This is a genomic window from Dietzia cinnamea NBRC 102147, assembly GCF_001571065.1.
GTDB lineage: Bacteria > Actinomycetota > Actinomycetes > Mycobacteriales > Mycobacteriaceae > Dietzia > Dietzia cinnamea.
Window position 1 is genome coordinate 222,070 of sequence record NZ_BCSW01000001.1, and the last position, 11,063, is coordinate 233,132.

Annotated in this window: 12 protein-coding genes; 6 read left to right on the forward strand and 6 right to left on the reverse strand. The window is 71.4% G+C overall.

The window, feature by feature from the left end:
* Position 1 precedes the first annotated feature (1 nt).
* From mgtE to DCI01S_RS01045, 3 genes are all read left to right on the forward strand, one after another.
* Positions 2 to 1,387: a magnesium transporter gene (gene mgtE / locus DCI01S_RS01035; RefSeq protein WP_061227548.1), complete on the forward strand. Its 1,386-nt coding sequence runs from the start codon at positions 2 to 4 to the stop codon at positions 1,385 to 1,387.
* A gap of 117 nt (positions 1,388 to 1,504) precedes the next feature.
* Positions 1,505 to 2,701, forward strand: a complete 1,197-nt coding sequence (locus DCI01S_RS01040) for a TIGR03857 family LLM class F420-dependent oxidoreductase (RefSeq protein ID WP_061227579.1) — start codon at positions 1,505 to 1,507, stop codon at positions 2,699 to 2,701.
* Entirely contained in the window at positions 2,698 to 3,759 is a 1,062-nt protein-coding gene (locus DCI01S_RS01045; protein ID WP_061227549.1) for a phosphotransferase family protein, read from the forward strand. The genes DCI01S_RS01040 and DCI01S_RS01045 overlap by 4 nt, the downstream gene beginning before the upstream one ends.
* A 157-nt stretch (positions 3,760 to 3,916) precedes the next feature.
* Here the strand turns inward: DCI01S_RS01045 and DCI01S_RS01050 are convergent, their stop codons facing one another.
* From DCI01S_RS01050 to DCI01S_RS01060, 3 genes are all read right to left on the reverse strand, one after another.
* Positions 3,917 to 4,402 (reverse strand): Dps family protein, encoded by a 486-nt coding sequence (locus DCI01S_RS01050; protein ID WP_061227580.1) that lies wholly within the window; start codon positions 4,400 to 4,402, stop codon positions 3,917 to 3,919.
* Between the two features lie 91 nt (positions 4,403 to 4,493).
* The gene (locus DCI01S_RS01055) at positions 4,494 to 6,020 is read right to left on the reverse strand and encodes a catalase (protein WP_061227550.1); all 1,527 of its coding nucleotides are present in this window, start codon (positions 6,018 to 6,020) and stop codon (positions 4,494 to 4,496) included.
* Between the two features lie 55 nt (positions 6,021 to 6,075).
* Positions 6,076 to 6,513 (reverse strand): Fur family transcriptional regulator, encoded by a 438-nt coding sequence (locus DCI01S_RS01060; RefSeq protein WP_061227581.1) that lies wholly within the window; start codon positions 6,511 to 6,513, stop codon positions 6,076 to 6,078.
* A 133-nt stretch (positions 6,514 to 6,646) separates the two neighbouring features.
* On the opposite strand from DCI01S_RS01060, the gene DCI01S_RS01065 reads away from it, so the two are divergent.
* Positions 6,647 to 7,501, forward strand: a complete 855-nt coding sequence (locus DCI01S_RS01065; RefSeq protein WP_061227551.1) for a universal stress protein — start codon at positions 6,647 to 6,649, stop codon at positions 7,499 to 7,501.
* A gap of 68 nt (positions 7,502 to 7,569) precedes the next feature.
* Here DCI01S_RS01065 and DCI01S_RS17780 read toward each other — a convergent pair whose 3' ends face one another.
* Positions 7,570 to 7,914, reverse strand: coding sequence for a hypothetical protein (locus DCI01S_RS17780; RefSeq protein WP_061227552.1), 345 nt, complete (start codon positions 7,912 to 7,914; stop codon positions 7,570 to 7,572).
* On the reverse strand, positions 7,847 to 8,566 hold the full coding sequence (locus DCI01S_RS17785; RefSeq protein WP_244881619.1) for a hypothetical protein: 720 nt from the start codon (positions 8,564 to 8,566) through the stop codon (positions 7,847 to 7,849). The genes DCI01S_RS17780 and DCI01S_RS17785 overlap by 68 nt, the downstream gene beginning before the upstream one ends.
* A gap of 473 nt (positions 8,567 to 9,039) precedes the next feature.
* Here DCI01S_RS17785 and DCI01S_RS01080 point away from each other — a divergent pair, with 473 nt between their 5' ends.
* Together DCI01S_RS01080 and DCI01S_RS17475 are read left to right on the forward strand one after the other, a co-directional pair.
* Positions 9,040 to 9,933, forward strand: coding sequence for a class E sortase (locus DCI01S_RS01080; RefSeq protein ID WP_061227554.1), 894 nt, complete (start codon positions 9,040 to 9,042; stop codon positions 9,931 to 9,933).
* Positions 9,934 to 9,936: 3 nt separating this feature from the next.
* A complete protein-coding gene (locus DCI01S_RS17475) occupies positions 9,937 to 10,089 on the forward strand; it encodes a hypothetical protein (protein ID WP_165001088.1) in 153 nt (50 codons plus the stop codon).
* Between the two features lie 36 nt (positions 10,090 to 10,125).
* On the opposite strand, the gene DCI01S_RS01085 is transcribed toward DCI01S_RS17475, so the two are convergent.
* Positions 10,126 to 10,920 (reverse strand): SurA N-terminal domain-containing protein, encoded by a 795-nt coding sequence (locus DCI01S_RS01085; protein ID WP_232302991.1) that lies wholly within the window; start codon positions 10,918 to 10,920, stop codon positions 10,126 to 10,128.
* Positions 10,921 to 11,063: the final 143 nt, after the last annotated feature.

The following is an 11,063-nucleotide window of genomic DNA, read 5'->3' on the forward strand; positions in this document are numbered from 1 at the left end:
CATGACCGGGCCAGATGATGCGCGTTCGCCGGGAGCGGTGACCGTCCGCGACCCGGCCGAGGCCGCACGACGGCTCGACGCCCTCATCGGCGCAGGGGATCTGCACGCCGCGGCCGAGATGGTCGAGGCTCTGCCGCCCTCGCTGGTCGTGGATGTCCTCGAGCGCAGTGGCGCCAGGGACCGGGCCGTCGTCTTCCGGCTCCTGCCCAAGGGCACCGCCCTGGTGGTCTTCGAGGCGCTCGACCCGCCGCTGCAGTCCGAGCTGATCCGGGAACTGCACGCGGACCGTGTCAACCAGCTCTTCACCGATCTCGACCCCGACGACCGCGCCGGGCTCGTCGACGAGCTCCCCGCCCACGTGGCCACGCGGCTCCTGCGGGAGCTCGATCGCGACGAGCAGGCCCTCACCGCCGCCGTGCTCGACTACCCCACCGGCTCGGTGGGTCGACGGATGAGCCCGGAGTTCATCTCCACCCATCCCGAGGTCACCGCCGGTGCGACCCTCGAGCGGGTCCGACAGCGGATCGACGAGGCCGAGACCATCTACGCGATCCCTGTCACCGACGACCAACGGCGGCTGGTGGGGATCGTGGGACTGAGAGCGATCATGCGTGCGGAGCCGGGCACGCCGGTGCGTGAACTCATGAACCCGGCGATCACCGCACGCGCCCGCGAATCCGCCGAGGCGGCCGCACGCCGTTCCGCGGACGAGCGCCTCATCGCCCTCCCGGTCGTCGATGACGAGGACCGGCTGGTAGGCATCCTCACCTTCGACGACGCACTGCGGATCCTCGAGGACGCCGAGACCGAGGACACCGCACGTGCCGGTGGCTCCGAACCGCTCCGGCGCCCCTACCTCGCCACGCCCGTGCGGACGCTGGTGCGTTCCCGCGTCGTGTGGCTGCTCGTGCTGGCGTTCGGCGCCGCGCTGACGGTGCAGGTCCTCGAGGTGTTCGAGGCGACCATCGCGCAGGTGGTGGCACTGTCGTTGTTCGTCCCGCTCATCATCGGCACCGGCGGCAACACCGGCAATCAGGCGGCCACCACGGTCACCCGCGCGCTCGCACTCGGCGACGTGCGCCCCCGCGACGCCCTGCGGGTCCTCGGCCAGGAGATCCGGGCCGGGTTCACCCTCGGACTCGTCCTGGGTGCGGTGGGCTTCGCGGTCACCGGGCTCGTCTACGACGCCGACCTCGGCCTGGTCATCGGGCTCACGCTGCTGGCGTTGTGCACGATCGCCGCGACCGTCGGCGGGCTCATGCCGCTGCTCGCCCAGGCCGTCCGCGCGGACCCGGCCGTGTTCTCCAACCCGTTCATCACGACGTTCGTCGACGCGACGGGGCTGGTCGTGTACTTCCTGATCGCCCGAGCGGTGCTCGGCCTGTAGCGGTGAACCGAACGGCTCCCACGGTCGGTGGAGGGAACCGACCGCAACGCCCACCCGGCCGCTAGTGTGACCCTCATCACCCGATCCGGGGTGACGGTCCGCCGCCAGAGGGTGCCCATGCCGCGCGATGTCACCGACCACCTCATGCCCGAGCTCGCCTGCTACGGCCTGGCCGAGCACAGCGCCGCGCCCGCGGACCTCATCGCCGAGGCCGCCCGCGCCGAGGAGCTGGGCCTCGGCGCGATTCTGCTCTCGGAGCGGTTCGCGCTCAAGGACGCTGCGGTGATGGCCGGCGCCGCCGTGGCCGCGACCAGCCGCATCGGCGTGGGCACCGCCGCTACCAACCACAACACCCGCCACCCGCTGGTCACCGCCACGATGGCCGCCACGCTGCACCGCATGTCCGGCGGCCGCTACGCGCTCGGGCTGGGGCGCGGGATCCCGGTGCTGTTCGACATCATGGGCCTGCCGCACGTGACCTCCGCGCAGCTCGAGGACGCGATCGGCCTCTACCGGACGCTGTGGGCGGGCGGCGCGGTGGTCGGCCACGATGGGCCCGCCGGCAGCTACCCGTACCTGGTGCAGGACTCCGCGTTCGCCGAGGACATCCCCGTGCTGCTCATGGCTATGGGCGACAACCAGCTGCGGCTGGCCGGGCGGATCGCCGACGGGGTCGTGCTCCACACCTTCATGTCCGATGCGGCGGTCGAGCGCTGCGTGCGCCTGGTGCGCGAGTCTGCCGAGCGGGCCGGTCGCGATCCCGCCGGCGTCCGCGTCTGGTCCGTGATGGCGACGATCGAGGACTCGCTCGACGAGGCGGCGCGACTGCGCAAGCTCGTCGGGCGGCTGGCCACCTACCTCACCGGCTACGGCGACGTCCTGGTCCGCGTCAACGACTGGGACCCGGCGGGGCTCGAGCGGTTCCGGGCCGACGAACGACTGTCGGCTCACTCCGGTGCGCTCGACGCGACCGACGACCTCGACCTGCTCCGCCACGCGGCGGACGTCCTGCCCGACGAGTGGCTCGCCACCGCCGCGGTGGGCAGCGCCGCACGCTGCGCGGACCGGATCGACGGGCAGCTCGCGCTGGGCGCGGACTCGGTGGTGCTGCACGGCGCCACGCCCGACGAACTCGCCCCGGTGCTCGCCGAGTGGCGGCGTCGGCGGGACCCCGGCCGCTTCGCCCATCTCGACGCCAACCCGGGCCGGATCCGGTCGCGCCGCGACGCCAGCGCAGCGGACACGGCAGCGAACGCACCAGAGGCCGCCGAGCGACCGGACACCGCCCGCCCACGAGAGGACCTGCCGTCATGACCAGCGTCGCGTCGAACCCCCGGGTGGCCTGCACGCCGGAGGAGGTGACGGCGCCGTGGCTGTCGGAGGCGCTCGGCACCGAGGTCCGGTCGGTACGCACAGAACTGGTGGGCACGGGGCAGATCGGGTGCTGCGTGGTGGCGCACGTCGACGGCGACGGGCTGCCACCGACGCTCTTCGTCAAGCTGCCGAATCCCGACGAGGGCATGCGCCCGCTGCTGCACGGCGTGTACCGGAGCGAGGTGCTGTTCTACCGCGACCTCGCGCCGACCGTCGCCGTCCGCGTGCCGCGGGCGCGGTTCGCGGAGCTCGGCGAGCGGGAGGGCGAGTTCACGCTGGTCCTGGACGACGTCTCGCCGCTCGTGCAGGGCGACCAGCTCACCGGCCTGTCCATCGAACAGGCCGTGGACTGCGCGACCAACCTCGCGGGTCTGCACGGGCCGCGGTGGTGCGACCCGGAGTTGCGACGCGTCGAGGGCCTGTCGGTGCCGACGGTCGAGGACAACGTCACGCTGCAGGAGCTCGGCGGGCCGGCGGTGGACGCATTCCTCTCCGAGCTCGGGGGAGGACTCGACGACGACGAGCGCCGCATCATGGCCGGGATCGCCCCGCTGATCGCACAGTGGGCCAGTGGGCGGGCCGAGCGGTTCGCTCTCCTGCACGCGGACTACCGGGCCGACAACATGCTGGTCGACCCGGTCGGGAGCCGTCCCTCGCTGGCGTGCGACTGGCAGACGCTGGCGGTGGGCCTGCCCGGTCGGGACCTGGGCGGCTTCCTCGGCTCGAGCCTCACGGTGGACGACCGGCGGTCCGCGGAGCGGGAGATGGTAGCGGAGTACCACCGTGCGCTGCTCGGTCACGGGGTCACCGGCTACTCGCTGGACGAGTGTTGGGAGGACTACGTCTACGGGCTGCTGCAGACTCCGGTGCTGGGGATCTTCGGGTGGATGTACGGGACGCGCACGCCCCGCGGCGACGAGATGTTCACCGTGCTCATGCGCCGGTCGTGCCGCGCCATCGCCGACCACGACGCGCTGGCGGTGGCCCGGACCGGCTGACTCCGGGCGCCGCCGGGGTGCGAGCCCACCTCGTCGTCGTCCCCGGCCGAAATGACGAGATCCGCTACCCCGCCGCGGGATCCGCTACCCGTGTGAGGGGCGCGGATCCGTAGGCGGAGTAGCGGATCTCGTGGGTGGGAGGGTCAGGCCGAGCCGATCAGACCGACTGGGCCTGCCACATCCAGTGCAGCTGCTCGAGCCGGGCGCTGATGCCGATGAGCAGGTCCTCGGTCACCGGGTCGTCGCCGACCTTGCCGATGTTGGCCCGAAGGCGCTTGATGGCCGCCTCGAGGGCCTCGGTCATGACCAGCACGACCTTGTCGTCCGAGGTGAACTCGGCCGAGACCTCGTCCAGCGCGCTGTTGGCCGCGACCGTCGCGGAGCGGCCGTCCGGGCTGACGCCGACGGCGGTGGCGCGCTCGGCCACCTCGTCGACGAAGGCGCGGGCGTCCGTGACGACCTCGTCGAGGGCGAGGTGGATGCTCCGGAAGCGCGGGCCGACGACGGACCAGTGCGCCTGCTTGGCGACGAGCGACAGGTCGATCAGGTCGACCAGCGACTCCTGCAGGGCGTTCGTCACCGCCTCCTGAGCCTCGGCGGGGACGAACGAGGTGAACAGACCATTCGAATCAGCAGCCATCATGGCTCCCTTCTGACCCGGTTTCTCCGGGTCGTGGAAGTGAATCGGATCGTGCACTGGACGTTCCCCAGTATGCCCGTTCTGTTGACTGCCGTCAGTCCTGCAGCCGGTGGTTGCCGCGCGGGCCGGCCTCGACGCCGGCCTTGACGGCCTGGCACAGGCCCTCGTCGACGGCGGCCCAGTAGGCGTAGACGCGATCGAGCAGCTCGGTCTCGTCCGGGTGGATCGCGGACACGTGGCCGGCGATGTTGGCCGCCAGTCGCTCGCGCTCCTCGTCGTTCATCACCTCGCGGTACAGGATCGTCGCCTGGACCTGGTCCGTGTCATCGGCATGGGGGGTGAGGTCACCGCGGAAGATCTCGGTGCCCTCGGCGTCCCAGGCGCCGAGGTCGTAGGCCTTGGCCGGATCGGCCGCCGGCCCGCCGAGCGAGTTGGGGTGGTACTCGGCCTGCGCGGGGTGCGGGAACTCGAACTGCATGGCGCCCTCCTTGGAGTAGGAGTTCACCTCCGAGAGCGGCCGGTTGACCGGGACCTGCTGGTAGTTGGCACCGATGCGGTAGCGCTGGATGTCCGGGTAGGCGAAGACGCGGCCGAGCAGCATCTTGTCGGGCGAGAAGCCGATGCCCTTGACGATGTTGGTCGGCGCGAACGCGGCCTGCTCGATCTGCGCGTGGTGGTTCTGCGGGTTGCGGTTCAGCGTCATGGTGCCGACCTTCCGCAGCGGGTAGTCGCGCTGCGACCACGTCTTGGTCAGGTCGAACGGGTTGTACCGGTAGGTGGCCGCCTCGGCGACCGGCATGACCTGGACGTGCAGGTCCCAGGACGGGTAGTCACCGTTCTTGATGGCCTCGTAGAGGTCCTCACGGTGGTAGTCGGCGTTCTCGCCGGCCAGCTTGTCGGCCTCCGCCTGGGTGAGGTTCTTGATGCCCTGGTTGGTCTTGAAGTGGAACTTGACCCAGTGGCGCACGCCCTCGGCGTTGATGAACTGGTAGGTGTGCGAGCCGAAGCCGTCCATGTGACGCCAGGTGGCGGGGATGCCGCGGTCGCCCATGAGCCAGGTGACCTGGTGGGTGGACTCGGGGCTCAGGGTCCAGAAGTCCCACTGCATGGCGTGGTTGCGCAGGCCCGAGGCGTTCTTCCGGCGCTGCGAGTGGATGAAGTCAGGGAACTTGATGGCGTCGCGGATGAAGAAGATCGGGGTGTTGTTGCCGACGAGGTCGTAATTGCCCTCCTCGGTGTAGAACTTCAGCGCGAAGCCGCGCGGGTCGCGCCACGTGTCCGGGCTGCCCTTCTCACCGGCGACAGTGGAGAAGCGGGCCAGCATGGGGGTCTTGACGCCCTTCTGGAACAGGCCGGCGCAGGTGATGTCGGAGATGTCCTCGGTGGTCTCGAAGACGCCGAACGCGCCCGAGCCCTTGGCGTGGGGCAGACGCTCCGGGATGTTCTCGCGGTTGAAGTGGGCGAGCTTCTCGATGAGGTAGAAGTCGTGCAGCGCCTGCGGGCCGCTCTTGCCGACCTGGGCGCTGAACTCGTCGCTGGGGACGGGCTGGCCACTGTCGGTGGTGGTGTGCGAGCCGGGCTGGAAGTCGCGAACGCCGCGGTCGGCGGGGTGAACGGTCACGTCGTGATGCTCCTCGGGTGAGTGGTGTGGAGTGGATGTGATCTGGGTCTCAGTCTTAGACGAGCGCGGACTGCTTCGCCCGACATTCGGGACATGTGCCCCAGTAGTTGACCTCTGCTTCGTCGATCCGGAAGCCGTGGTCACTGTCGGCGGAGAGGCAGGGTGCGTGCCCGACCGCGCATTCGACGTCCTCAATGCGCCCGCAGTGCCGGCACACGAGGTGATGGTGGTTGTCCCCCGTGCGTCGCTCGTACCGCGCCGGCGAGCCGGCGGGTTCGATACGGCGCATGAGACCGACCTCGGTGCACACCCGCAGCGCGTCGTAGACGGTCTGCGTGGACACCGCGCCCAGTCGTTCCCGGACGAGGGAGGCGACATCCTCCGCCGCGATATGGGGACGACCGGCGACGACGTCGAGGACCGCAAGACGCGGCGAGGTGACCCTCAACCCGGCTTGCCGGAGCAGTGCTCCCTGTTCCTCTGCTGTCGTCATGGCATCCACCATAGCCCACTTTTTGGAACTAGTCCAGAAAGAGAACGACTCCGTTATAGGAAATACTAGGGGTCGCGCGGCGGCCGCGGCCGACTAGGCTGGCCCGCGACCCGAGAACGCGCAGGAGGAAGCCATGACGGATACCGCCACCGGACCTATCGTGTGCGGCTATGACGGCTCGCAGGACTCCCGTCGAGCCGTGGCCTGGGCCGCCTCGCGGGCCCGCGGGCTGGGCGCCTCTCTCGAGGTGATCTCGGCCGACCGCGCCGTCGGTCGCGTGGTCGCCTTCGACGACACCGCCCGCGCCAACGTCGAGGGCGCCATGCGTGACCAGCTCGCCGATCTCGTCGGCGACGTCCCCACCACGTATCGGGTGATCGCCGACAACCCCGTCGGGGCACTGGTCGAGGCGGGCCGCGACGCGTCGGCGATCGTCGTGGGCAGCCGCGGACTCACCGCGCGCGAGGACTTCGCGATGGGGTCCACCTCGGCCGGGGTCGTCGAGCACGCTCCCTGCCCGGTCATCGTCATCACGCCGCACACGCCCGCGGAGCCCACCGGGGGCCCGGTCGTGTTGGCCGCCGACGGGTCGGAGGCCAGCAGCGCGGCCGTCGCGTACGCGTTCGCCGAGGCCGAGCGCCGCGGGAGCGGATTGCGGGCGATCCACTCGGTCGAGGTGCCCCGACTCCCGGGGGCCTCACTGTTCGACCTCGATCAACTCGCGGAGAGCGTTCTCGCCGAGGACGAGAAGGAGGTCCTCGACTCGCTCGCCCCGCACGAGGCCCGCCACCCCGGTGTGAAGGTCGAGCTCATCCTCGTCGTCGGCGAGCCCGCCGTCACGATCGCTGACGAAGCTGCGGGCGCGCCGTTGCTGGTCACCGGTTCGCGGGGCCACGGCGGCTTCGCCGGCCTGCTGCTGGGATCGGTCAGTCGGCGCCTGCTGCAGACGGCGCCGTGCCCGGTCGCGGTCGTCCGCCCCACCGCCTGACCCTGCGCGCATCCGACCCCACATCCTCCGCGACGTCGGGTCCGGCTGGTCCTGCACGGGATCGCAGCTCAGGCCGGGCCGATGCGCAGCATCCGGGTGAGGGTCGGCTGCCACATGATGCCCGGGGCGTCGCCGCGGGAGGCGATCGTGCCGGTCAGCTCCATCGGCTCGTCGTAGGGGGCGTGGCCGACGAAGGTCCGGGCGACCTCGCGGCCCGTCTCCACGTCCGTCGAGATGACATCGACCGGGCCGACCTTCTGGGCCAGCCCCTGATCGAGCGGCAGCGCCGCCGAGCCGAGCGTGTGGGTTCGCCGCGGACCGTACGCCAGCGCGTGGATGAGCCCGTCACCCGTCGTCAGCTTGGGCAGGGACGCCGTCCCGGCGGTCGAGGAGCCGTACGTGTTGACCAGCACCAGGGCGCCGCCGAACGCGATGATCGAGTTTTCCGAGGTCCGGGTGCTCGGCGTCATCGGTGATCGCCACCAGCGAGTCGCCGGGGCCGAAGTAGGTGGGAGTCGTCCCCGACCCGTGCGCCAACAGGCCCGGTTTCCGCGCCGGGCCCACCTCGTATCCGCCCCGCCAGCGCACGGTCGGCGACCCGTCGGCCGAGGTGTCGATCTCATAGAGCGCGCGGGTGGTGATCACCGACGCGCCTCCCCGCCGGACGGTCAGCCCGTTCGAGATCTTCTCCCCTGCGGGCAGGGCGAGGAAGCGGAGCTCGTCGTCGTCGACACCGGCACCGTGGTCCGCGCCGACCGTTGCGTGACCGCCTCCGTCACCGCCACTCCTCGCACCGCCGGGCCGCACGGTGCCCACCACCCCGCCGGACGTCGCGAACCACACGCGCCCGTCGAAGGCGGGCATGAGCCCGGTGATCGCGTCCCCGTCGGGGACGGCCGGCGCGAGGTCGGCCAGAACGTCGACCGTCATGCGCCAGGAGCCGTCGGGAGCACGATGATGCCCGACGGCGAGGAGCCTGCGGTCCCCGTCCGCGACCACCACCCGGTCCTGCGCGTCGAGGTACCCGTAGACCCCGCCGAGCAGCGCGCCCTTGGTCAGCTGCACCTCCGCCAGCACCGCCGCGGTGTCCGGATGGAAGAGCTTGACCGTTGGCGCGAGCGGGGTGGGCGGGGCCGAGGCCGGGCGGGGAGGCCGGCTGAGCGACGGCAGCAGGGGGCATCGCCGCGCTGACGCCTGCGGCGACCACCGCAGAGGAGAGGAGTGCTGCGAGAGTCCGGGTCGACGCGTCCATGCAGTGATTCCGCGACACCCCGCCCGGTGGGCGCGGCCCGGTACGCGCGGTCCCGGCCCGATTTGGACGCAACCGTGGCGGCGAATCGGGCAGTACACCGCCATGGCTACGTCCATTTCCGCCATGAGTACGTCCATCCGAGTGAGAGGGCCTGTGGAGTGGCCGTGAGACGATCTCTCCAGCGCTGGACGATGCAAGCGCGGGCGGTGGGTGGGCGCGAGCCCGGGCAAACTCGGCCACCAGGGCGACACAGGCCACACGGGACACACGGACGACCGGGGGGTCGATGAGGACACGAACCAGCCGACTCGGCGCCGCCCGGATAGTCGGCGAGCTGCTGCTCACGGTGGGCGCGGTGCTACTGCTCTACCTGTTCTACGAGGCGTTCTGGAGCAATCTCGACTCGCGGCGCCTGCAGAACGAGGCGGCCGCCGGGCTCGAGCAGCGATGGTCGAGCGGCCCGGTCTCACAAGCCGCCGCTGACGCCGCGGGGACCGCCGCCGGGTCCGCGGACCCGGCCACCCGCGCGTCCGATGGCGAACCGGTGCCGCCCGCCGTTCCGGCCCTGGGCGAGGCGTTCGCCCGCGTCCACCTGCCGACGCTCGGTGACGACGCGGCCTACGCGGTGGTCGAGGGAACGCGCGCGGAGGACCTGCGCACGGGGCCGGGACATTATCCCGGGACCCAGATGCCGGGCGAGGTGGGCAACTCCGCGCTGGCCGGTCACCGCAACGGGTCCGGCGCCGTGTTCGAGCATCTCGACCGGCTGGGGTCGTGCGACGCCGTCGTCATCGAGACCGCCACGCAGTGGCTGACCTACCGCGTACTTCCGGTGGAGGCCGGCAGCGCCGAACGATTGGCCGCTGCGCAGAACTGCCTCGCGCCGGAGCAGTCGGATCGGATCGCGACCGGCGACTACGCCCACGTCCGGGGCGTGCACGTCACCTCACCGGACGCGGTGGAGGTCATCGCGCCGGTGCCGGGGGCAGCAGGCGGGTCCAGCGCGGCGGGTACGGCGGAGGAGGTCGGCGCGGCGGAGCTCGCCGGAGCCCCCGAACGCCTGCTCACCCTGACCACCTGCCACCCGATGTACTCGAATGCCGAGAGGCTGATCGTGCACGCCGTGCTCACCGAGGCCACGGCCAAGACCGACGGCCGCCCGGCCGCGTTGGAGGACTGACCGATGTACGCCTACCTGTGGCGATCGCTACCCGGCCCGCGGCCGGTGAAGGCATTGATCGCGCTGGCCCTGCTGGCGACGGTGATCCTGCTCCTCATGGAGGTCGTGTTCCCGTGGGTCTCGGCGCAGATGCCCTATACGGACGTCACCGTGTAAGTGCCGCGCGGAGGCCCGGCGCGCGGCATCCAGGGGTCAGAGGTGGACGGTGACGTCCGCGTCCGCGCGGAGCTTCTGCGACAACTCCTCCATCGCCCCGGCCTCCTTCTGGACCCGCACCTGCTCGGAGACCTCGCCGCGGACCTGCTCCAGCGGCGGCAGCCCACCACCACCGGACTCACCGGCACCGCCGCCGGCCATCGCCTGCTGCTGGCCGATCCGCTCGTAGGCGGCCTCGATCTCGGCGTCGGTCACCTCGAACTCCCCGAACTCGGCGGTGATGAGCTTCTCGACGCGCAGCTGCTTGTCGATCTGCTCCATCACCGCGTCGCGGTCCAGACCCTGCTCCCCCATCGCCGCGATGAACTCGTCGGTGCTGACCTGGTTGGTCTCGGCGAACTCCTCGAGCTCCGCCTTGATGTCCTCGTCGGAGACCTCGATGCCCCGCTTCTCCGCCTCCTGCGTGAGCAGCTCGGTGCCGACCAGACCGTCGGTGGTGAGCTTCTTGAGCTGCGCCTCGTCGACGGGCTGGCCCGTCATCTGCGCCTGCATGCTCATCTGTTTGTACTGGTTCTCGAATACCGACAGGAACTCGGCGCGCGAGATTTCGGTGCCGTTCACCTCGGCCACCGGGTCCGGGATGTCCGACGTGTCGGGCCCGGAGGGCGACTGCTCGCCGCCCTGCTCCGGCCCGGCCGCCTGTCCGGACTGCTCGGCCGCTGCGGGCGCGGCCGTGGCGCCGCCCTCGTCGTCGCCCCCGGCGCCGCACCCCGCGACCACCAGTGCGAGTCCCGCGGCGGCGACGGCCGCCCGCCATGTCCTCGAGCGCACTCGATCTCCTCACGTTGTTCGTGTGCGTGAAGACGCCGACGGTACACATCCGAGTTGAGCGGGAGCTGTGCGCGCGGCGGGCGGCGCGGCGCACCCGGGCGCGAACAGCGCGGCGGGCGGCGCGGGCCCCACCCGCGCCGCCC

Excerpts from the sequence above, each read along its gene's own strand:
- mgtE (WP_061227548.1), top strand. The coding sequence starts at position 2 with ATGACCGGGCCAGATGATGCGCGTTCGCCGGGAGCGGTGACCGTCCGC.
- DCI01S_RS01080 (WP_061227554.1), top strand. The coding sequence starts at position 9,040 with ATGAGGACACGAACCAGCCGACTCGGCGCCGCCCGGATAGTCGGCGAG.
- DCI01S_RS01045 (WP_061227549.1), top strand. The coding sequence starts at position 2,698 with ATGACCAGCGTCGCGTCGAACCCCCGGGTGGCCTGCACGCCGGAGGAG.
- DCI01S_RS01040 (WP_061227579.1), top strand. The coding sequence starts at position 1,505 with ATGCCGCGCGATGTCACCGACCACCTCATGCCCGAGCTCGCCTGCTAC.
- DCI01S_RS01050 (WP_061227580.1), bottom strand. The coding sequence starts at position 4,402 with ATGATGGCTGCTGATTCGAATGGTCTGTTCACCTCGTTCGTCCCCGCC.
- DCI01S_RS17475 (WP_165001088.1), top strand. The coding sequence starts at position 9,937 with ATGTACGCCTACCTGTGGCGATCGCTACCCGGCCCGCGGCCGGTGAAG.
- DCI01S_RS01060 (WP_061227581.1), bottom strand. The coding sequence starts at position 6,513 with ATGACGACAGCAGAGGAACAGGGAGCACTGCTCCGGCAAGCCGGGTTG.
- DCI01S_RS01065 (WP_061227551.1), top strand. The coding sequence starts at position 6,647 with ATGACGGATACCGCCACCGGACCTATCGTGTGCGGCTATGACGGCTCG.